At 70.3% G+C, this 21,776-nt stretch carries 11 protein-coding genes and 5 pseudogenes; 9 read left to right on the forward strand and 7 right to left on the reverse strand.

Annotated elements, in window-relative coordinates; genetic code table 11:
* Window positions 1–806 precede the first annotated feature (806 nt).
* Window positions 807–2,282 (forward strand): transposase domain-containing protein, encoded by a 1,476-nt coding sequence (locus AB0P17_RS07610; RefSeq protein ID WP_365808819.1) that lies wholly within the window; start codon window positions 807–809, stop codon window positions 2,280–2,282.
* A gap of 83 nt (window positions 2,283–2,365) precedes the next feature.
* Here AB0P17_RS07610 and AB0P17_RS07615 read toward each other — a convergent pair.
* From AB0P17_RS07615 to AB0P17_RS07625, 3 genes and pseudogenes are all read right to left on the reverse strand, one after another.
* A pseudogene (locus tag AB0P17_RS07615) lies at window positions 2,366–2,491 on the reverse strand (IS630 family transposase); the annotation flags it as partial.
* A gap of 131 nt (window positions 2,492–2,622) precedes the next feature.
* Complete coding sequence (ltrA, locus tag AB0P17_RS07620) at window positions 2,623–4,092, reverse strand: group II intron reverse transcriptase/maturase (protein WP_365808535.1); 1,470 nt, start codon at window positions 4,090–4,092, stop codon at window positions 2,623–2,625.
* Window positions 4,093–4,594: 502 nt separating this feature from the next.
* A pseudogene (locus AB0P17_RS07625) lies at window positions 4,595–5,200 on the reverse strand (winged helix-turn-helix domain-containing protein).
* 231 nt (window positions 5,201–5,431) lie between these two features.
* On the opposite strand from AB0P17_RS07625, the gene AB0P17_RS07630 reads away from it, so the two are divergent.
* The 4 genes and pseudogenes from AB0P17_RS07630 to AB0P17_RS07645 form a co-directional block, all read left to right on the forward strand.
* Entirely contained in the window at window positions 5,432–5,644 is a 213-nt protein-coding gene (locus AB0P17_RS07630; RefSeq protein ID WP_365808536.1) for a transposase, read from the forward strand.
* Between the two features lie 127 nt (window positions 5,645–5,771).
* The gene (locus AB0P17_RS07635; protein ID WP_365808538.1) at window positions 5,772–6,074 is read left to right on the forward strand and encodes an IS3 family transposase; all 303 of its coding nucleotides are present in this window, start codon (window positions 5,772–5,774) and stop codon (window positions 6,072–6,074) included.
* Window positions 6,075–6,141: 67 nt separating this feature from the next.
* Window positions 6,142–6,252 (forward strand): annotated as a pseudogene (locus AB0P17_RS07640) (hypothetical protein); the annotation flags it as partial.
* 106 nt (window positions 6,253–6,358) lie between these two features.
* Window positions 6,359–6,541: pseudogene (locus AB0P17_RS07645) on the forward strand (IS3 family transposase); the annotation flags it as partial.
* A 776-nt stretch (window positions 6,542–7,317) separates the two neighbouring features.
* On the opposite strand, the pseudogene AB0P17_RS07650 reads toward AB0P17_RS07645, so the two are convergent.
* Window positions 7,318–7,726: pseudogene (locus AB0P17_RS07650) on the reverse strand (IS30 family transposase); the annotation flags it as partial.
* A gap of 70 nt (window positions 7,727–7,796) precedes the next feature.
* The gene (locus AB0P17_RS07655) at window positions 7,797–10,076 is read right to left on the reverse strand and encodes an FdhF/YdeP family oxidoreductase (RefSeq protein ID WP_365808539.1); all 2,280 of its coding nucleotides are present in this window, start codon (window positions 10,074–10,076) and stop codon (window positions 7,797–7,799) included.
* Between the two features lie 212 nt (window positions 10,077–10,288).
* Here AB0P17_RS07655 and polA point away from each other — a divergent pair, with 212 nt between their 5' ends.
* Together polA and AB0P17_RS07665 are read left to right on the forward strand one after the other, a co-directional pair.
* Window positions 10,289–13,000: a DNA polymerase I gene (gene polA / locus AB0P17_RS07660; protein ID WP_365808541.1), complete on the forward strand. Its 2,712-nt coding sequence runs from the start codon at window positions 10,289–10,291 to the stop codon at window positions 12,998–13,000.
* 282 nt (window positions 13,001–13,282) lie between these two features.
* A complete protein-coding gene (locus tag AB0P17_RS07665; RefSeq protein ID WP_365808543.1) occupies window positions 13,283–15,031 on the forward strand; it encodes a lytic murein transglycosylase in 1,749 nt (582 codons plus the stop codon).
* A 107-nt stretch (window positions 15,032–15,138) separates the two neighbouring features.
* On the opposite strand, the gene hrpB is transcribed toward AB0P17_RS07665, so the two are convergent.
* Both hrpB and AB0P17_RS07675 read right to left on the reverse strand, forming a co-directional pair.
* Entirely contained in the window at window positions 15,139–17,688 is a 2,550-nt protein-coding gene (gene hrpB / locus AB0P17_RS07670) for an ATP-dependent helicase HrpB (RefSeq protein WP_365808545.1), read from the reverse strand.
* Between the two features lie 82 nt (window positions 17,689–17,770).
* Entirely contained in the window at window positions 17,771–18,652 is an 882-nt protein-coding gene (locus AB0P17_RS07675) for a class I SAM-dependent methyltransferase (protein WP_365808821.1), read from the reverse strand.
* Between the two features lie 338 nt (window positions 18,653–18,990).
* Here AB0P17_RS07675 and rpsA point away from each other — a divergent pair, with 338 nt between their 5' ends.
* Complete coding sequence (gene rpsA / locus AB0P17_RS07680) at window positions 18,991–20,502, forward strand: 30S ribosomal protein S1 (protein ID WP_365808547.1); 1,512 nt, start codon at window positions 18,991–18,993, stop codon at window positions 20,500–20,502.
* Between the two features lie 274 nt (window positions 20,503–20,776).
* Window positions 20,777–21,721, forward strand: a complete 945-nt coding sequence (locus AB0P17_RS07685) for a PAC2 family protein (protein ID WP_365808549.1) — start codon at window positions 20,777–20,779, stop codon at window positions 21,719–21,721.
* Window positions 21,722–21,776: the final 55 nt, after the last annotated feature.

The raw sequence follows: 21,776 nt of genomic DNA on the forward strand, positions 1-21,776 counted from the left end.
ATCAAGGAGGGAGGTGCCCTCCTCTACCCCGACAGCCTCGCCATGCCTACGCCGCAGGCTTTCGGCATGGCCTCCCCACCGGACCTAATAACCGGCTTCGGAGTTGAACTCCACCCAGACGAGTGACAGTTCACGCGCTGCAACCCGGCCCGTATCCGTCAGGTTTGAGCCGAGCGGGACACTTACAGGGCGTCAGACGGCGGTTCCTCTCGTACACCTTCTCCTCGCTGCTTGCCGGACCCGGGCCGTCTGACAGTGCCGACCCGTCCCGTACTTTGTCGGGGCTGCTTCCCGCCGCCGCCTGCGTTCCCACGTGGCGACTGCCCCCAGCTTCACCGAGCGGCTGCGACCGCCCGGCGGTGGAGTCCTTTCACCTCCACTCGATTCCGTAGCGCCTCGTGGCGCACTTCAGGTTGTCCCAGATGAGGACGATGGGGCCGCCGAGTTGCTGGTGGGCGGCGATCAGCAGGTCCGGGGTAGTCGCGCCAGGAGAAGCTTTTGCGGCCGTCGCGTCGGCCGTCGTCCCTGCGCGGCCGGTAGATCAGCCGGGTCCGGTGCAAGGCAGCGAAGTTAAGGGGTGGCAGGCGCCGTCAAGGGTGAATGTGGGCGGATTGTGCTGCCGAGAGAACGGGACCTCGGATAGAGCTGGGGGATCTGCCAAGATCTTCCAGCTGTGCGAGGCCCCGTTGTGTGACCAGTGTGCCATCCCGCCGCCCGAGGCTGTCAGCGACGACGCCAAGTGTCGCTACCTGCCAGGCCACTTGGGTGAATTGACCAGCTACCTTCCCGTGGAGCTTGTCGATGCCGTGCTGGCTGAGACCCGGACCGTTCAGCAGCGGCTGCGGTGCCTGCCATCACGGGTCGGGGTGTATTTCGTCCTGGCCCTGGGACTGTTCCCGTCGCTCGGATACCTGCGTGTCTGGGACAAGCTGACTGCTGGGCTGCCCGGCCGGGAGGTACACCGACCGGGTGAGAAGGCTCTTCGTGATCTGCGCAGGCGGCTCGGGCCGGCTCCGATGAAAGCTCTGTTCGAAGTCCTGGCAGGTCCGCTGGCACAGCCCCGGACTCCTGGGGTGTGCTATCGCCGCTGGCGCACGGTCGCCTTCGACGGGTGCAGCTCCATCAAAGTCCCAGACCGGGAACGAAACCGCAGCTGGCTGGGCCGTCCGAGCAGCGGGTGGGGCTGGGCCGGCTATCCGCTCGTGCGGCTGATGGTCCTGTGCGAGACCGGCACGCGGGGCCTCCTTGGAGCGGTTTTCGGTCCTACGCGCAATGGCGAGATGTTCTATGCCGGCCAGCTGATGCCTCTGCTCTCGCCGCGGATGCTGGTGCTGGCCGATCGGGCTTTCGACGCCAACGACTTCCTGGACGCTGTGTCCAAAACCGATGCTATGTTCCTCATCCGTCTCAACCCACGTCGTCGTCCCGCTGTCCTGGCGGTCCTGTCCGACGGCTCCTACCTGACCCGTTTCGGCGCCCTCCGCGTCCGCGTCATCGACGCTGACATCACGGTGACCACCAGCGACGGCACCCGACTGAGAGACCACTACCGGCTGGCCACCAGCCTGCTGGACCACCAGAGCGACCCCGCCGAAACCCTCATCCGCCCCTATCACGAGCGATGGGAAATCGAGTTCGCCTACTACGCCCTGCGCCACACTCTGCTTGAGGGACATGTACTCCGCTCGGCAGACCCCGTCGGCCTGGAGCAGGAACTCTGGCCCAGCTCACCCTCTACCAGGCCCTGCGAGTGGCGATGGTGGAAGCGGTGGAATCCGTCCCGGGAACCGACCCCGATCGGGCCAGCTTCACCATCGCGCTGGAGACCGCTCGCAGCCGGACCGTCATCGCTCACACCCACGATTCCGCCACAGCACTGGGAAGCATTACGCGAGCCGTCCTGGCCGGGCTTCTGCCGAAACGGCGCCCTCGCACCAGCCAGCGCAAAGTCAAATCACCCACGTCCCGCTACGCCACCGCCAGCCACAACGACCAACGCCCTCCAACCAGCCAGGGCATCGTCTCGCTCACCATCGGTATCCACGATGCCACGCGCACCCCGCCCATCATCCCGACGCCCCAGCACGACCAGCGGCGCGTCACTCGCGGCCCCGGCCGCACCGGCGACGGACCCCGCAACCAGACCCTCCAGCTCATGCGCGCCGCTCCAGACCGAGTCTGGCAACTCCGCGAGATCGCGAAGGCACTCGGATACGCCAACGTCAAGAGCCTCGCCGCCCTGCTGGGCCTGTGGACAACCGAAGGGCTCCTCAGGCGAGTAAGCCGAGGCTTCTACACACTCGCCCCCCCTCGACCCCGGCCAGCGTTGACGAACCAGCCCCACCCCTTAACTTCGCGGCCTTGGGGTCCGGTGGCCCGGTTTGTAGCAGGTCGGCGCGGCGATCGATATTCGTCTGCGGGACCGGCCGCGGACTCGCACCACCGGGGTGCGGCCGCGCTGTGACCAGGTCTTGGCCTGCGGCGGTGTCATGGAGAATCCGGCTTCGTCGCTGAGTGGGCCCGGGGCGCGGTGCCGGGATTGCTCCCGGTCCGTTTCCCCGGACCTCTCGCCGAACCCGCCGTGCCTATTACTAGGCAACGGGCTCTCCACGGTCTCTGCCGTCAGGTTGTTGCAGGGGTCCAGGGGGTGGGGATCGTGTTGCCGCGGTAGCGATACCGGGTGACCGGGATCGCGCTGATCTTCCGCAACTCGATCTCGCCCGCGCTGATCGGCCGCCACCGCCCGGTGGGGGTGGTGAGCCGTCTGCGGACGTCCGTCCAGTTCCAGTGATGCCGCTCTTGCAGCAGCCGGATGACTCGCCACCAGACGAGGTTGTCCAGGTTGCTGAAGGTGCGCTTCGCGACGGCATGCCTGAAGTAGTTGGCCCATCCGTGTGTGACCTGGTTGAGGTTCACCAGGACCACGGCCAGGTCCTGCTGCGACGTTCTGTGGGTGAGGGTACGGATCTTCGCCTTCACCGACCGGATTGGCCGGTCGGCGATGAAGGTGTAGACGTACCACTTGTCCGTTCCGCGTTTGCGGCGCCACTGGATGTGGAACCCCAGGAAGTCGAACCCCTCGCTCAGGTGCACCAGTTGGGTCTTGGCTTCCGAGAGCCGCAACCCGATCGGGGCGAGGACCTGGGCGATCTCCTCGCGCAGTGCCTCGGTGTCCTGCCTGGTCCCTTTGACCAGGACGACGAAGTCGTCCGCGTAGCGGACCAGCCGCCACGAGGGCAGGCCCTTGGCAACCCGACGTTCACGCCGACTGCTGGTGGACAGTTCCCCGTCTGGTTCCCATGGCCGGTGCAGGTGCTCATCGAGCGCCGACAGGGCGATGTTCGCCAGGAGCGGGGAGATGATGCCCCCTTGTGGCGTACCGGTGAACGTCTCCTGATGTTCTCCGAGCTCCGTGAGGAGGCCGGACTTCAGGAATGCCTTCACCAGTGCCAGTACTCGTTTGTCCTTGACCCTCATCCGAACGCGGTCCATCAGTGCGACGTGGTCGATCTCGTCGAAGCACGCCGCGACGTCCGCGTCCAGCACCCATCGGTAGCCGTGGGTGCCATAGAAGTGGATCTCGGCAATCGCGTCCTGGGCTCGCCGTTTGGGCCGGAAGCCGTAGGAGACCGGCTTGAAGTCGGCCTCGAAAATCGGTTCCAGCACCAGCTTCAGCGCGGCCTGGACGACCCGGTCGGCGATCACGGGAATCCCCAGCCGCCGAACCTTCCCCGAACCACCCGGTTTGGGAATCTTGCGCTCCCACACCGGTAGCGGCCGGAACGCGCCCTGCCTGAGCTGGGCCCGTAGGTCGTCCAGGAACCCGGGGACCCCGAATCGCTCCTCAACATCGGCGACCGTAAGGCCGTCCACGCCGGGAGTACGGGCTCCCCGGTTGCCGGCGACCCGGTCAAACGCCACGATCAGCGTCGCCGGGTCGTGCACGAGGTTGAACAGATCATCGAACCGGCGGCCGGGGTCGGCCGCCGTCCAACGGTGAAGCTTGGCCTGCATCTCCGATACCCGCTGGCGTGGACCCACCGGGTCCGACTCCAGCAGAGCGCCGCTGTTCAGCGGTGCGTCTTTCGGCATTGCAGTCTCCTTCGCCTCTCGATACCGCTGCCGCCCTTCCCCATGTGCTCGGGCTTTCCCCGGCTCGGAGTACTACGGCGGCTCCGCCCCACCCGGACCGTTCAGCGGTCGATGCGCCTATCCCCAGCCGGGCACTGGCCTTGCTCTGCAGGGGAGTTGAGAACGGGCGGTTCCCGTGTTCACTGCGATTCGTTCGTTGGAGTAGGAGCCCGACTGTGTCCCTGCGGCATCGCCACGAGTACGCCGTAGACCTTCCTCGTGGCCTCCCGAACGGCTTCGAAATACCGGTCAAGGAGTTCCCCACCACCCCCGGGCAGCGAGTGCACACCGCTTCCGGCCCAGATCCACCAGGTTTCGAGCCGGTGTAGTCGTTAAGAGACGTAAAGACGCCGGTTCCTCGCGTACTCCTCTCCATCCCGCTCGCCGGACCCGCACCATCTGGCAGTACTGGTACGTCCCGGCTTTGTCAGGGCCGCTCCCGCCCTCCCCGGCATCACCCGGATCAGGCTGCCCTCAGCTCCACCTCCCTGCTACGACAGGTCGGCGGTGAAGGTCTCTCACCTCCACACGAATCACAGCGCCTCACGGCGCAACTCGAAGACGAGCCAGGCTCCGCGGGCCGCCGCGAGTCTTCCGCGCAGGGCCACACCTCCTTGACCCAACCGGCCACGGCCTCGTCGTCCCGCTCGATGGCGCGTCGGGCCGGGACCTGGCAGGACCAGCCGCCTCGCACCAGGAGCTTGCGCACGCCCTGGACCGTGTAGGTCAGGTGAAAACGCCGGCCGATCACCGTCTTCACACGGATCAGGGTCCAGCGCTGGTCTTCCCGGCCGTGCGCGGCTGGCCCCTTGGCCAGCTCCGCCTCCAGCTGCGCGAACTACTTCTGGCTCAGCCTCGGCAGCGACGCCGGCCCCTGCGACCGCAGAGCCCGCGGACCGCTCTCGTCCCACATCTGCCGCCATCGCTGCACCGAGCGGACGCTGACGCGCAGGTCGGCGATCAACGAGCTCGCCTCGCCCCGGGCGAACCTCTCGGCCGCCTCGAGCCGTAACTCTTCGCGGAACTTCAGCCGCTCGGCGGTCAGCCCGCCCCCTTGCGGATACCGCATGCCCCGGTGATACCCCACGGGCGACGAGCCGTCAGCCCCAACGACATCACGAGTTCAACCTCAGTGGGCAGGTATCCGGCCGTGGCTGCCTCCTGGGCGGCGTCTGCGGGTTGGATTCAGGTTTCCCCTGAGGTGCGGCGGGATGTGGCAGCGGTTCGGATGTGAAGTTGCCCCGGTGTGATGGACAACCTTCCGCTTTGGGACACTGGGTCCCGCAAGGAGGAGTTCATCGTGCCAAGGACGCGTCCGGCCTACCCGCCGGAGTTCCGTCGCCAGATAGTCGAGCTGGTCAGGACCGGCCGTTCGCCGGAGGAGCTGGCGAAGGAATTCGAGCCGTCCGCCCAGACCATCCGCACCTGGGCCAACCAGGACTGCGTGGACGCCGGGGAACGCCCGGGGCTGACCAGCGACGAGAAGGAGGAACTCGCCTCAACTGCGCCGTGAGGTGAAGCAGTTGCGTGAGGAGAAGGAGATCCTCCGTAAAGCCACGGTTTTCTTCGTCCGGGAGACCAGCCGGTGATCTGCTACCGGCCGATCGACGAGAACAGGGCCACACCACGACGTCTCCCTCATGGCCCGGCTGCTGGGTGTGTCGCGGCAGGGCTACTACGCCTGGAAGGACCGCGGCCCGTCCCGCCGTCGCAGGGAGGATGCCGAGCTCGCGGAGAAGATCCGGGGGCACCACGAGCGGTCGCACGGGACCTACGGCGCCCCGCGCATCCTCGCTGACCCGCGTGAACTCGACGGCCTGTGTGTGGGCCGCAAACGTGTCGCCCGCCTTATGCGCCAGGCCGGGCCGGCCGGCGTGCACCGCCGCACCGGCCGGGCATCGCTGACCGCCAGGACCGGCGGGCCCAGCCAGCCCCCGACCTGATCGGCCGGGACTTCAGATCATGGACTTCTTCTCCCGCAGGATCGTCGGCTGGGCCATGGCCGACCACATGCGAACCGAACTGGTCACCGACGCCCTCACCATGGCGGTCGCTGCCCGCCGCCCGCGCCCCGGACTGGTGCACCACAGCGACAAGGGGGCGCAGTACACGAGCCTGACGTTCAGTCAGCGCTGCGAGGAGGTCGGCATCCGGCCCTCCACCGGGCGTACTGGATCTTGCTATGACAACGCCGTGACCGAGAGCTTCTTCGCATCACTGGAAACAGAACTCATCGAGCCGCACTGTCTTCCCCACCCGCCAACAGGCCGAGCAGGCCGTGTTCGCCTACATCGAGGGCTTCTGCAACCCAAGACGCCGACACTCGGCGAACGGCCAGCTCAGCCCGGCCGACTTCGAACGCCGACACGCCGCAGAAGCAACAGGTAAGGTCCCCTACGCCGCCGCATAGCTCACAAACCCGTCCGTGTCCGTCAGGCCGGGACAACTTCAATGGTGCTCATGGAATTGCGTGAGCGTGCGGTGTGGATATTGCATCACAGGCCGGAGGTCTTGATTAAGCGGCTGGCCTCTGAAGTGGGCGTGCGTCCTGAGGTCCTGTGCGGCTAAATCCGCAAAGCGGAAGCTGTCCGCAGCGAGCCCGAATGCTGACTGGCCACCTCTGAATGTGAGGAACCTGCCGCGCTGCGTAGTGGCGGCACTCGAGCGGGAGGATGGCACTCTTTGTGTGGTTCTGTCCTTTTTTTGCGGTTCGGTCCGGCTCGGTGGCCGCGTTTTTCACGACCACCCTCACTTGAAGGCGGAGCCTGTACTCCGGGAACCTGCACATCCCTATGCCCACCTGCTACAGCTGGTGCCGTGGTGAACGGGAGCCGTGCGAACGCCTTCGACGCGATGTCGAGCTGGCCGGACGTATCACGCAGATCCATAGGAGTCCGGCGAGGTCTACGGCTTCCCCGCCAAGAGCCGAAAGTCGTCCTTACCCTGGAATTGGTCCAGCGAGGCTTCACTCTACGCGGACCCAACCGGCGGTGGGCCACCGACCTGGCGATGCCCCCTGCCAGCGGGATCGCTATGGATCTCGGTGATTCGAGAAGCCTTCTCCCGCCGCCGGATGGCCTGGGAGAACTCCGCCCGCGCGGACGTGGACCTCGTCCTGTTGTTGCTGGGGTACGTCCTGGCGTCCTGTGAGTTCGGGCCCTTACGCTCGTGCATCGCAACTCTGCCTCAGTGGATCGAGAGTGGTTGCTCGTTGAGGACCTCGGCAGCGGTCTTCGACCCGAGTGTCTTCCGGGGGCGGGTGTTGAGGTCAGCGTCGAGGTCGCGGCGCACCTGTTCGGGTCGGTGCCCTCGGGGAAGTTCTGCCGCAACGGACCGTTGGTGTTCTCGTTGGTGCAGAGTTGCCCCGGGCATTGCGGATCGCAGAAGCAAACCTGTAGTCCGGTGTTGATGCTTAGCTGGGTGGCTGGGCTATCTCGCTTTCCTGGCCCCAGATGAGAGATCTGCGCAGTTCCTGCGGAATCGCGGTGACGGTGGAAGTGATGGCGTCCGGGCAGGTGCAGCAGCATGGCGAAGCGGGTGGTGTGCTCCGCCAGAGTGCCGATCGTGGAGGTGCACAGCCGGTGATCAAGTCGCCTACCCGTCGACAGAATTCATTATGAAATTTCTGATGGTGAGGCTCCTTTGCCGTTGCACAAGGGCTCACATCACTCGAAGCGGACGATGACGGACTTGCTCGTCGGGGTGTTGCTCGTGTCCGCGGTGGCGCCCAGGGGGACCAGCACATTGGTCTCCGGGTAGTACGCGGCGGCGCAGCCGCGGGCGGTGGGGTAGTGGACGACGCGGAAGCCGGGGGCGCGGCGCTCCACACCGTCGGTCCATTCGCTGACCAGGTCGGTGTACGAGCCGTCGGCCAGGCCGAGTTCGGCGGCGTCCTGGGGGTTGACCAGGACGATCCGGCGCCCGCCCTTGATGCCGCGGTAGCGGTCGTCCAGGCCGTAGATCGTGGTGTTGTACTGGTCGTGGGAGCGCAGGGTCTGGAGCAGCAGCCGGCCTTCGGGCAGCTTCGGGTACTCCACGGGCGCGGCGGTGAAGTTGGCCTTGCCGGTGGCGGTCGGGAAGCGGCGCTCGTCGCGCGGGGCGTGCGGGAGGGCGAAGCCGCCGGGGTGGGCGACGCGGGTGTTGAAGTCCTCGAAGCCGGGGATGACGCGGGCGATCCGGTCCCGGATGGTCGCGTAGTCCTTCTCGAACTCCTCCCACGGGGTGAGGGACCGCGGGCCGAGGGTGGCGCGGGCCATCCGGGCGACGATGGCCGGTTCGGAGAGCAGATGGGGGCTCGCGGGCGGCAGGTTCCCCCGCGAGGCGTGCACCATGCCCATGGAGTCCTCGACGGTGACGATCTGCCGGACGCCTGCCTGTATGTCCTTGTCGGTGCGGCCGAGGGTGGGCAGGATCAGCGCCCGGGCGCCGGTGACCGCGTGGGAGCGGTTGAGCTTGGTCGAGACGTGGACGGTGAGGCTCGCGCGGCGCATCGCGGCCTCGGTGACGTTGGTGTCGGGGGTGGCGGCGACGAAGTTCCCGCCCATCGCGAAGAAGACCTTGGCCTTGCCGTCGCGGAGCGCCTCGATGGACCGTACGACGTCGTAGCCGTGGTGGCGCGGCGAGGTGATGCCGAACTCCTGGTCGAGGGCGTCGAGGAAGGCCGGGGCGGGCCGCTCGAAGATGCCCATGGTGCGGTCGCCCTGCACGTTCGAGTGGCCGCGTACGGGGCAGACGCCGGCGCCGGGGCGGCCGATGTTGCCGCGCAGCAGCAGGAAGTTGACGACCTCGCGGATGGTCGGCACGGAGTGCTTGTGCTGGGTGAGGCCCATGGCCCAGCAGACGATGGTGCGCTTCGAGGCGAGGACGAGGGCGAGGGCCTCCTCGATCTCGGCGCGCTCCAGGCCGGTGGCGGTCAGGGTCTGGTCCCAGTCGGCGGTGCGCGCCGCGGCGGTGAACTCCTCGTACCCGTGGGTGTGTTCGCGGACGAACTCCTCGTCGACGGCGCCCGGGGTCTCGACGATCAGCTTGTTGAGCAGCCGGAAGAGGGCCTGGTCGCCGCCTATGCGGATCTGGAGGAAGAGGTCGTTGAGCGCGGCGCCCTTGAGCATGCCCTGGGGGGTCTGCGGGTTCTTGAACCGCTCCGTGCCCGCCTCGGGCAGCGGGTTCACCGAGATGATCTTCGCGCCGGCGGCCTTGGCCTTCTCCAGCGCGGAGAGCATCCGGGGGTGGTTCGTGCCCGGGTTCTGTCCGGCGACGATGATCAGGTCGGCCTGGTGCATGTCTTCGAGGGAGACGCTGCCCTTGCCGATGCCGATGGTCTCCGAGAGCGCGGAGCCGGAGGACTCGTGGCACATGTTGGAGCAGTCCGGCAGGTTGTTCGTGCCGAACTCGCGGGCGAAGAGCTGGAGCAGGAACGCGGCTTCGTTGCTGGTGCGGCCCGAGGTGTAGAAGAGGGCCTCGTCGGGGGAGCCGAGCGCGGTCAGCTCCTCGGCGATGATCGCGAAGGCCCGCTCCCAGGTCACCGGTGTGTAGTGGTCGGCGGAGCGGCCCTCGGCGTCCCGGTCGAGGAGCATCGGCCGGGTGATCCGGCCCTGCTGTCCCAGCCAGTAGCCGCTGCGGGTGGCGAGGTCGGCGACGGAGTGGGCGGCGAAGAACTCGGGGGTGACCCGGCGCAGGGTGGCCTCCTCCGCGACGGCCTTCGCGCCGTTCTCGCAGAATTCGGCCGTGTGCCGGTGGTCGCCCTCGGGCCAGGCGCAGCCGGGGCAGTCGAAGCCGTTCTTCTGGTTGACCTTGAGGAGGGTCTGCGCGGTGCGCCGCACCCCCATCTGCTGCTGGGCGATACGGAGTGTGTGTCCGATGGCGGGGAGCCCCGCCGCCGCGTGCTTGGGGGCAGCGACCTGGGGGGCGTCCTGTACCGGATCACCTGTGGGCGGCTTGCTGGCCATCGCGCTCTCCCTCGGGCGTGGGTCTTTCGCGTACGGGCCCGATCCTGTCACGGGCCCCCGACAACCATCGGACGAGGTCCCCGCGCGGTCCCGGCGTACGGCTTCCACGGCCGTCCCGCGGGCGCCGGGCGCCGGCTTCGCGGCGGGCTCGGAGGCGGGGCGGCGGGTGCGGCCGGTCGGGATTGTCAGTGGGGCGTGGCAGGATCGGGTGCGTGGCTGAGACAGCATCGAAGAAGACCGCAGACAACCGTCCCCGCCTGCTCCTCATGGACGGGCACTCCCTGGCGTACCGGGCGTTCTTCGCGCTGCCTGCGGAGAATTTCACGACCGCGACGGGCCAGCCGACCAACGCCATCTACGGCTTCGCGTCGATGTTGGCGAACACGTTGCGTGACGAGGCGCCCACGCACTTCGCGGTGGCGTTCGACGTGTCCCGCAAGACCTGGCGCTCCGAGGAGTTCCCGGAGTACAAGGCGAACCGCTCGAAGACGCCCGACGAGTTCAAGGGGCAGGTCGAGCTGATCGGCGAGCTGCTGGACGCGATGCGCGCGGACCGGTTCGCGATCGACGGCTTCGAGGCGGACGACGTCATCGCGACGCTGGCCACGCAGGCGGAGGCGGCGGGCTTCGAGGTGCTGATCGTCACCGGCGACCGGGACTCCTTCCAGCTCATCAGCGAGCACACGACGGTGCTGTATCCGACGAAGGGCGTCTCGGAGCTGACGCGGTTCACCCCGGAGAAGGTCCAGGAGAAGTACGGGCTGACCCCCGCGCAGTATCCGGACTTCGCGGCCCTGCGCGGCGACCCCTCCGACAATCTGCCCGGCATCCCGGGGGTCGGTGAGAAGACCGCCGCCAAGTGGATCAACCAGTTCGGTTCGTTCGACGCGTTGGTGGAGCGCGCCGACGAGGTCAAGGGCAAGGCCGGACAGAACTTCCGCGACCACCTGGAGTCCGTCAAGCTCAACCGCCGGCTCACGGAGATGGTCCGTGACGTCGAGCTGCCCAAGACCCCGGTGGACCTGGAGCGCGCTCCTTACGACCGGGCGGCGCTCAAGGGTGTCCTCGACGTGCTGGAGATCCGTAACCCGAGCCTGCGCGAGCGGCTGCTCGCCGTGGACCCGGGGGCGGCGGAGGACGAGGCCCCGGCGCCCGCCGCGGGCGTCGAGCTGGACGGCGCCGTGCTGGGCTCCGGCGAGCTGGCGCCGTGGCTGGCGGCCCACGGCGGACAGCCGCTCGGTGTCGCCACCGCGGACACCTGGGCGCTGGGCACCGGCAGCGTGAGCGAGATCGCGCTCGCCGCGGCGGACGGGCCCGCGGCCTGGTTCGACCCGGCGCGGCTCGACGAGGCCGACGAGCGGGCCTTCGCCGCCTGGCTCGCCGCCGCCGACCACCCCAAGGTGATGCACAACGCGAAGGGCGTGATGCGCGTCGCCCCCGAGCACGGCTGGCGGGTCGGCGGCGTCACGATGGACACCGCCCTCGCCGCGTATCTGGTCAAGCCGGGCCGCCGCTCCTTCGCGCTGGACGCCCTCGCCATCGAGTACCTGGGCCGCGAGCTGGCCCCCGCGGCGGCCGCCGACGGGCAGCTCGCCTTCGGCAGCGACGAGCAGGCGGAGGCCGACGCGCTGATGGCGCAGGCCCGCGCGGTCCTCGACCTGGGCGGCGCGTTCACCGAACGGCTGGGTGAGGTCGGCGCCACCGAACTGCTCGACGACGTCGAGCTGCCCACCTCCGTTCTGCTGGCCCGCCTGGAGCGGCACGGCATCGCCGCGGACCGGGCCCATCTGGAGTCCATGGAGCAGCAGTTCGCGGGCGCGGTGCAGCAGGCCGTCAAGGAGGCGTACGCGGCCGTCGGGCGCGAGTTCAACCTCGGCTCGCCCAAGCAGCTCCAGGAGGTCCTCTTCGGCGAGCTGGGACTGCCCAAGACCAAGAAGACCAAGACGGGTTACACCACGGACGCCGACGCGCTGGCCTGGCTCGCCGCCCAGACGGAGCACGAGCTGCCGGTGATCATGCTGCGCCACCGGGAGCAGGCGAAGCTGCGGGTCACGGTCGAGGGGCTGATCAAGACGATCGCCGCCGACGGCCGGATCCACACCACGTTCAACCAGACCGTCGCGGCCACCGGCCGGCTCTCCTCCACCGACCCCAACCTCCAGAACATCCCGGTCCGCACCGACGAGGGCCGGGCGATCCGCCGCGGCTTCGTCGTCGGCGAGGGCTACGAGTCGCTGATGACGGCGGACTACAGCCAGATCGAGCTGCGGGTGATGGCCCACCTCTCCGAGGACGCCGGCCTGATCGAGGCGTTCACCTCCGGTGAGGACCTGCACACCACCGTCGCCTCCCAGGTGTTCGGCGTGGGGAAGTCCGCGGTCGACCCCGAGATGCGCCGCAAGATCAAGGCGATGTCGTACGGACTGGCCTACGGCCTCTCGGCGTTCGGTCTCTCCCAGCAGCTCAACATCGAGGCCGCCGAGGCACGTGGCCTGATGGACACGTTCTTCGAGCGCTTCGGCGGCGTACGGGACTATCTGCAGCGTGCGGTCGTCGAGGCCAGGGCCACGGGGTACACGGAGACGATGCTGGGCCGCCGCCGCTATCTGCCCGACCTGAACAGCGACAACCGCCAGCGCCGCGAGATGGCCGAGCGGATGGCGCTCAACGCGCCCATCCAGGGCACCGCCGCGGACATCGTGAAGGTCGCCATGCTCCGGGTCGACCGGGCGATGGAACAGGCCGGGCTCACCTCCCGGATGCTCCTCCAGGTCCACGACGAAATCGTCCTGGAGATCGCCCCGGGCGAGCGCGAGCGGGTGGAGGAGCTGCTGCGCCGCGAGATGTCGGGCGCGGTCGAGCTGCGCGCGCCGCTGGACGTCTCGATCGGCGTGGGCACCGACTGGGAGTCCGCGGCGCACTGATCCAGGGCGGCCCCCCGCCTGCCGTCGGCCCGGGCTCCGCAATCCGCGGCCGGCCCGGGCTCGGTGGCGCGAAACGGAGGGCCGGGCGGAGCCGTCCGGGCAGGCGGAAGCGGACCGGCCACCGGCGGTTACGCGCCCGTACGGACAACTGGGCGACGCGGAGGTGGCGAACTGGTGAAAACGGCCGACCGACCGGTGTGCTGGGGCCAGGAGTTGACATAGGGTCGCCTGAGTCCTCGCGCGGGGAGCGCGAACAGCCGTCCACGGGGAGGGACCCGACCTATGCCAGCGCTATTCGGCAGCCGACTGCGCAGAGGAGCGACCACCACCGCCGTGGCCGCCGCCGCGATCGCGGCACTCTCCGCGTCCCAGGCACCCGGTGCCATCCCCACCGGCACGGGCGGGTCCCAGGCCGCCGACGCGACGCCGTCCCCCGACACCGCGGTGACCGGCAACTCCCCGTACTACACCGAGCTTCCGCCGCTCACCACCCCGGACAAGCCCGGCACCTCGATAGACCTGCCGGCCAAGGGTCCGACGGAAGCGGGTATACCGGCCACCGTCCTGGCCGCGTACAAGAGGGCGGAACAGACCGTCACGGAGGACAAGCCCGGCTGCAACCTGCCGTGGCAACTCCTCGCCGCGATCGGGAAGGTGGAGTCCGGCCAGGCGCGCGGCGGCCAGGTCGACGCCAACGGCACCACGCTCGCGCCGATCCTCGGCCCCGTCCTCAACGGCGTCGGCTTCGCCAACATCTCCGACACCGACAACGGCCGCTACGACGGCGACACCACGCACGACCGCGCCGTCGGCCCCATGCAGTTCATCCCGTCCACGTGGGCGACCTGGGGTCAGGACGGCAACGGCGACGGCCGCAAGGACCCCAACAACATCTACGACGCGGCGCTGGCGGCGGCCTACTACCTCTGCGCGGGGGACCGTGATCTCTCCGTCGAGGCCGACCTCCACCAGGCGATCCTCGGCTACAACCGCTCCACGGAGTACCTGAACACGGTCCTGACCTGGTTCCGGTACTACAAGAACGGCACGCACGAGGTCCCGGACGGCCAGGGCGTGCTGCCCGTCGGCCCCGGCCCCGGCAGCCCCTCCACCACCCCGCCCACGACGCCCGGCCCCACCGTCCCGCCGTCCGCGTCGACGCCGAACAAGCCGGTCGCGTCTTCCCGGCCGAACACCCCGAGCACGCCCGACGCATCCCCGTCGAAGCCGCCGGCGTCCGAGCCCGGCACCCCGAAGCCGCCGACCGGCACCCCCAAGCCGCCCACGCCCGGCACCCCCAAGCCGCCCGCCCCCGGCGGCGGCGAGACCCCCGGCACCCCGGACCCGGAGCCCGTCGTCGCGAATCTGGTGAAGACCGGCTCCGGCACGGCCACCGCCGTGGCGGGCAGCCGCTTCACCGAAGGCGCCTCGGTACGTGCCATGGACGAGTCGGGCGAACCGGTCGCCGACGTACCCGTACGGTTCGAGATCGTCGGCGACACCGACGCGCGCTTCGTACCCGGCAGGACCGGGCTGACCGTCGTCACCGGCGAGGACGGCGAGGCCACCGCCCCGGTCGTCCAGGCCGGCGAGCGGACCGGCACCTTCACGATCCGCGCCACCGTCGTCGGCGAACCGGACATCGGCGCGGTCGACCACACGGCGAAGGTGACGGCTCGTCAGGCCGACGGACTCGCCAGGACCGCCGAGGCGCCACTGACGGCCGCGCCCGGCGCCGAGTTCGCAGACCTGGTCGAGGTCAAGGCCACCTACCAGGGAGCCGCCGCTCCGAACGTGGCCGCGAGCGCCGCCTTCGTCACCTCCGCGACCGACGACACCGCCCCCGCCGACAGCCCCTACTTCAAGGACGCCGACGGCAACCCGCTGCGGACGCTGACGGAGCTCAAGACCGACGCCGACGGCGTCCTCCAGCTCCCGAAGATCTTCGCGGGCGACACCGCGGGCACGTTCCTGCTCCGTATCAGCACCGAGGGCGGCGCCACCCTGACCGTCGAGCTGACGGTCGCCTGACCCACCGCGCGGAGGCCGGGAGCGGGAAACTCCGCCCCCGGCCTCCGTTGTTGGTTGCCGCCCCCCCAGTTACCGCCCCCGGCCTCCGCGCCGTACGGCCGGTGCTGTCAGCGCCGGTTGTTCAGGCGGCGCGTCGCCACCGCCGTCGACGGGTCCTCCGGCCACGGGTGGCGCGGGTAACGGCCCCGCAGCTCCGCCCGTACGGCCCGGTAGCCGTCCTGCCAGAACGACGCCAGGTCCGCCGTCACCGCCGCGGGCCGCCCCGCCGGCGAGAGCAGGTGGACCAGTACCGGAACGCCCGCCTCCCCGGCCACCCGCGGCGTGTCCCGCAGCCCGAACAACTCCTGGAGCTTCACCGCGAGCACCGGCTGCGGCCCGCCGTACTCCACCCGTACGCGCGAACCGCTCGGCACCTCGATCCGCTCCGGCGCCAGCTCGTCCAGGCGCGCCGCCTCCCCGGTCGACCAGGGCAGCAGCCGCCGCAGCGCCTGCCCCGCGTCCAGCCGGCCCAGATCCGCGCGCCGCCGCGCCCGGGACAGCTCCGGCTCCAGCCACGCGTCGGCCCGCGCCAGCAGCGCCCCGTCCGAGACGTCCGGCCAGCCGCCGCCCAACTCCCGGTGGAGAAACCCGAGCCGCTCGCGCAGCCCCTCCGCGTCACGCGTCCAGCGCAGGAGCCCCAGCCCCTCGCGTTCCAGGCCGGCCAGCAGCGCCCCGCGCACCAGCCCCGGATCCGGCTGCTTCAGCGGGCGCACGGACAGCTCCACCGCGCCCAGCCGTGCCACCCGGGTGGCCACCACCTCGCCGCCCTCCCAGCGCACCTCCTCGCCCTCGGAGTACGCGGAGCCGCCCACCGCCCGCGCGGTGTCCTCGTCGATGACGGCGGCCAGCCGTACCCGCGCCGACGCGGCGGTTGCGGGCCGGTCCGCCACCGCCACCGCCAGCCAGCCCGCGCCCCGCAGCGCGGAGCCCCGGCCCAGCTCGGCCCCTGTCCCCGAGACCATCAGGAACGCCCCCTCGCCCCGGGCACGGGCGACCCGCTCGGGGAAGGCGAGCGCGGTGACCAGCCCCGCGGCGGCGTCGTCGGACGCGGGCCCGGCCCCGGCCCCGGGGCGCGCGCCCGCCACGGACGAGGTGAGCCGCCGTACCTCCTGGCGCCAGCGCGCCGCGTACCCGTCCCCGCTCCCGTGCTGCTCGCCGCCGCCCCTGCGCGCCGTACGCCACGCCGCCGCCAGGTCGTCCCCGTACGCCCTCGGCGGTTCCTCGCTCAGCAGCGCCACCACCTCCGCCGCCCGGCCCGCGCCCACCTCGGCCGCGCCGTCCAGGAGCGCCCGCGCGAGCCGGGGGTGCAGACCGAGCCCGGCCATCCGGACGCCGCGCGCCGTCGCCCGGCCGTCCCCGTCCACCGCGCCGATCGCGGCCAGTACGGAGCGAGCCGCCGCCAGCGCGCCCGCGGGCGGCGCGTCCAGCAGCGCGAGTCCCCCGGCCGACGGGTCGCCCCAGCACGCCGCCTGGAGCGCGAACGCCGCCAGATCCGCGACCTTGATCTCGGGGGAGGGGAAACGTGCCAGCCGGCCGTCCTCCGCCTCCGACCAGCAGCGGTACACCGTCCCGGGGGCCTCGCGCCCGGCCCGCCCGGCGCGCTGTCCGGCGCCCGCACGGGACACCCGTACCGTCGTCAGCGCACTCAGCCCCCGGGCGTGATCCGTACGGGGCTCGCGCGCCAGCCCGGCGTCCACGACGACCCGTACGCCCGGCACGGTCAGGCTGGATTCGGCCACCGCCGTGGCCAGCACCACGCGGCGGCCCGACGCCGCCCCCGCCAGCACCGCGTCCTGCACGGCGGCGGGCGCCCGGCCGTGCACCTGGAGCACCTCGGCGCCGCACTCCCCGAGCAGCCCCGCGACCCGGCCGATCTCGCCCACCCCCGGCAGGAAACACAGCACATCGCCGGCGCGCTCGGCGAGCGCCCGGCGCACCACCGACGCCACATGTGCCAGCAGCGCCGGATCGACCCGCATCCCGTGCGGCGGGCGAACGGCCGCCGAGGGCGGCGCCCACACCACCTCCACCGGATACGACACCCCGCTCGCCGTCACCACCGGCGCGTCCCCGAGCAGCCGCGCCCACCCCGCCGCGTCCGTGGTCGCGGACGCCGCCACCAGCCGCAGCTCGGGCCGGAGCGCCGCCCGTACGTCCAGCAGGAACGCCGCCACCGTGTCCGCGTCGAGGTGGCGCTCATGGCACTCGTCGAGGATCACCACGTCGACCCCGGCCAGCTCCTGGTCCCGCTGGAGCCGCTGCAGCAGGACGCCAGTGGTCACCACCTCCACCACCGTGGAGCGCCCCACCGCGCGCTCCCCGCGCACGGTGAATCCCACGCGCTCCCCGACCCGCTCGCCCAGCAGCCACGCCATCCGGCGGGCCGCCGCGCGCGCCGCGATCCGACGGGGCTCCGCGACGACCACCCGGCGTACCGGGCCCTGCGCACTGTCCGCACCATCCCCGAGCAGACCGGCCAGCACCAGCGGCACCAGCGTCGTCTTGCCGGTGCCCGGCGGCGCGCACAGTACCGCGCAGCCGTGCGTGTCGAGGGCGCGGTCCAGCGCGGGGACGGCGGTACGTACGGGCAGGCTGCCGAGGATGTCGTCGCGGATCACCCGCCCAGTGTCGCCCGGTGAGGCCGGGCGCGTACCGCCCGGTGCCGCCGGCCGCGAGGGCCGCGTACCTCAGTCGCGCTCCTCAGTCGCGCTCGCAGACGAAGATCGCCGTCCCCGGGATCAGCGCGCCGCGCAGCGGGGACCAGCCGCCCCACTCCTGGGTGTTCCACGCCGGCCACTCCGGCTCCACCAGGTCGATCAGCCGGAAGCCGCCGGCCACCACGTCGCGTACCCGGTCGCCGACCGTCCTGTGGTGCTCCACGTAGACCGCGTGCCCCGCCTCGTCCTGCTCCACGTACGGGGTGCGGTCGAAGTACGACGCCCCGGCCGTCAGCCCCTCGGGCCCCGGTTCGTCGGGGAACGCCCAGCGCACCGGGTGCGTCACCGAGAAGATCCAGCGCCCGCCGGGCCGCAGGACGCGCCGTACCTCGCGGAACACCTTCACCGGGTCCGCGACGAACGGGATCGCGCCGTACGCCGAGCAGGCCAGGTCGAAGGAGCCGTCCCGGAAGGGCAGCGTCCCCGCGTCCGCCTGCACCAGCGGGAAGGTACGGCTCCGTCCCTCCCCGATGCGCAGCGCGTGCTGGAGCTGGCGGTGGGAGAGGTCCAGCGCCACGGGGTGCGCGCCCTGTGCCGTCAGCCAGCGCGAGCACTGCGCGGCGCCCGCCCCGATCTCCAGGACGTGCTTGCCGCGCAGTTCCTCCGCCGGGCCCAGCAGCTCGGCCTCCACCTCGTCGAGCCCCTCGGGGCACCAGACGAAGCGGTCGTCGCCGAGGAAGCTGCCGTGCTCGATCTGGTAGTCGTCGGCGTTCCTGTCCCACCAGCCCCGGTTGGCGCGGCTGCTCTCCGTCTCGCCGGAGTCACGGCGGGTCGCCTCGGGCTCGATCGCGGCCTCGGCTCCGGGCTCGGAACCGGACCCGTCCACGGGCTCCGCCGCGGCTTGTTCCTGCTGCTCTTGGATCATCATGTCCGTCGTCGTAGGGTGCGGGCGGAGGCCCTTGTGGCCTCATCAAACGCAGTTTGTGCCGGGTATGGGATGTTCCGCCCCGGGTGTGCGCCTTCGCGCATTGACCGTGCCCGGCTGCCCCCGTATGCTAAAGGTTGCGCTGCGGGCTTGCGCGCCTCAGACGTAGCAGCCGCGCTCGCACTCTGTAAGTACGTTTTCCTCGGTCGGCGAGGCGCTTTCCCTGAGTTCCTCGGGGACGGCGCTCCCTTGGCTGTCCGGGTTCTTGCAGGTGGCGATACGGGCTCCCGGCGTAGCAGTACCTACGACTCACTGTCCGCACCGGAGCCCTTTCCCACATGACGAGCAGCACCGAGACCACCGCCACCACCCCGCAGGTTGCGGTCAACGACATCGGTAACGAGGAAGCCTTCCTCGCCGCGATCGACGAGACGATCAAGTACTTCAACGACGGCGACATCGTCGACGGCGTCATCGTGAAGGTCGACCGGGACGAGGTCCTGCTCGACATCGGTTACAAGACCGAAGGCGTCATCCCCTCCCGCGAGCTTTCGATCAAGCACGACGTCGACCCCAATGAGGTCGTCGCCGTGGGCGATGAGATCGAGGCCCTGGTTCTCCAGAAGGAGGACAAGGAAGGCCGTCTCATCCTGTCCAAGAAGCGTGCGCAGTACGAGCGCGCCTGGGGCACGATCGAGAAGATCAAGGAAGAGGACGGCATCGTCACCGGTACCGTCATCGAGGTCGTCAAGGGTGGTCTCATCCTCGACATCGGCCTCCGTGGCTTCCTGCCGGCCTCCCTCGTCGAGATGCGCCGCGTCCGTGACCTCCAGCCCTACGTGGGCAAGGAGCTCGAAGCCAAGATCATCGAGCTGGACAAGAACCGCAACAACGTGGTCCTGTCCCGCCGTGCCTGGCTGGAGCAGACCCAGAGCGAGGTCCGCCAGACCTTCCTCACGACCCTGCAGAAGGGCCAGGTCCGCTCCGGCGTCGTCTCCTCGATCGTCAACTTCGGCGCGTTCGTGGACCTCGGCGGCGTCGACGGTCTCGTGCACGTCTCCGAGCTGTCCTGGAAGCACATCGACCACCCCTCCGAGGTTGTCGAGGTCGGCCAGGAGGTCACCGTCGAGGTTCTCGACGTGGACATGGACCGCGAGCGTGTCTCCCTGTCGCTCAAGGCGACGCAGGAAGACCCGTGGCAGCAGTTCGCCCGGACGCACCAGATCGGCCAGGTCGTCCCCGGCAAGGTCACCAAGCTCGTTCCCTTCGGCGCGTTCGTCCGCGTCGACGAGGGCATCGAGGGTCTGGTCCACATCTCCGAGCTGGCCGAGCGCCACGTGGAGATCCCGGAGCAGGTCGTCCAGGTCAACGACGAGATCTTCGTCAAGGTCATCGACATCGACCTGGAGCGCCGCCGCATCAGCCTCTCGCTGAAGCAGGCCAACGAGTCCTTCGGCAGCGACCCGGCCTCGGTCGAGTTCGACCCGACGCTCTACGGCATGGCCGCGTCCTACGACGACCAGGGCAACTACATCTACCCCGAGGGCTTCGACCCCGAGACCAACGACTGGCTCGAAGGCTTCGAGACGCAGCGTGAGGCGTGGGAGGGCCAGTACGCCGAGGCGCAGTCGCGCTTCGAGCAGCACCAGGCCCAGGTCATCAAGTCCCGCGAGGCCGACGAGGCCGCCGCTGCCGAGGGTGCTGCCGCGCCCGCCGGCGGGGGCAGCGCTCCGGCCGCCTCCGGTGGCGGTGGCTCGTACTCCTCGGAGTCGGCGGACAACTCCGGCGCCCTGGCGTCGGACGAGGCGCTCGCCGCGCTGCGCGAGAAGCTGGCCGGCGGCCAGAGCTGACGCTCGGGCAGTCTGTCGTAGGTAGCAGGACCGCTTGAACGTAAGGCCCGTTCCCCTCGGGGAGCGGGCCTTACGCGTGTCCGCGTGTCCGCGCCTCTCCGTGTCGCGGGCGCCCGCGTGTCCTCCGTGTGCGGGTGCCCGCGTGCCCGCGTGTGCGCGTGCCCTGATCCGCTCAAGAAGGCACGCGGGCCGGGAGGTTAGGTGGGTGGGACGTGGGGAATGCCTGCGCCCCATGACGCGTTCTTCGTTATGAACACGAGGAGGAGCGGTAACCGTGCTTGATCCGCAGGGTTTGTACGAGTGGGAGCCCAAGGGCCTCGCCGTCGTCGACATGGCGCTGGCGCAGGAGTCGGCGGGCTTGGTCATGCTGTACCACTTCGACGGCTACATCGACGCGGGGGAGACCGGCGACCAGATCGTCGAGAACCTGCTGGAGTCGCTGCCCCACCAGGTGGTGGCCCGTTTCGACCACGACAGGCTGGTCGACTACCGCGCGCGGCGCCCGCTCCTGACGTTCCGGCGCGACCGCTGGACGGCTTACGAGACGCCCACGCTCGACGTACGGCTGGTCCAGGACGCCACGGGCGCCCCGTTCCTGCTGCTCTCGGGCCCCGAGCCGGACGTGGAATGGGAGCGCTTCGCCCTGGCCGTACGGCAGATCGTCGATCGCCTCGGCGTACGGCTGTCCGTCAACTTCCACGGGATCCCGATGGGCGTGCCGCACACACGCCCCGTCGGCATCACACCGCACGGAAACCGCACCGACCTGATGCCGGGTCACCGCTCCCCGTTCGACGAGGCGCAGGTGCCCGGCAGCGCGGAATCGCTGGTGGAGTACCGGCTGATGGAGTCGGAGCACGATGTGCTCGGCGTCGCCGCGCATGTCCCGCACTACGTCGCCAGGTCCTCGTACCCGGACGCGGCGCTGACCGCCCTGGAGGCGATCACGGCCGCGACGGGGCTGGTGCTGCCGAGCGTCGCGCACTCCCTGCGTACGGAGGCGCAGCGCACCCAGACCGAGATCGAGCGGCAGCTCGGCGAGGGCGACGACGAACTGGTCACGATGGTGCAAGGGCTTGAGCACCAGTACGACGCGATGGCCGGCGCCGAGACGCGGGGCAGTCTGGTCGCCGAGCCGGCGGAGCTGCCGTCGGCCGACGAGATCGGCCGCGAGTTCGAGAAGTTCCTCGCGGAGCGGGAGGGCGACGGCGGCGCGTGACGCCCGGGCGCGGGCCCGCCTTCACGGCTCTGCCGCGTCCGCTCTGCCGCATCCG

The organism is Streptomyces sp. NPDC088124 (assembly GCF_040685895.1).
GTDB lineage: Bacteria > Actinomycetota > Actinomycetes > Streptomycetales > Streptomycetaceae > Streptomyces.

Excerpts from the sequence above, each read along its gene's own strand:
- AB0P17_RS07635 (WP_365808538.1), top strand. The coding sequence starts at position 5,772 with ATGGCCCGGCTGCTGGGTGTGTCGCGGCAGGGCTACTACGCCTGGAAG.
- ltrA (WP_365808535.1), bottom strand. The coding sequence starts at position 4,092 with ATGCCGAAAGACGCACCGCTGAACAGCGGCGCTCTGCTGGAGTCGGAC.
- rpsA (WP_365808547.1), top strand. The coding sequence starts at position 18,991 with ATGACGAGCAGCACCGAGACCACCGCCACCACCCCGCAGGTTGCGGTC.
- AB0P17_RS07665 (WP_365808543.1), top strand. The coding sequence starts at position 13,283 with ATGCCAGCGCTATTCGGCAGCCGACTGCGCAGAGGAGCGACCACCACC.
- AB0P17_RS07655 (WP_365808539.1), bottom strand. The coding sequence starts at position 10,076 with ATGGCCAGCAAGCCGCCCACAGGTGATCCGGTACAGGACGCCCCCCAG.
- AB0P17_RS07675 (WP_365808821.1), bottom strand. The coding sequence starts at position 18,652 with ATGATCCAAGAGCAGCAGGAACAAGCCGCGGCGGAGCCCGTGGACGGG.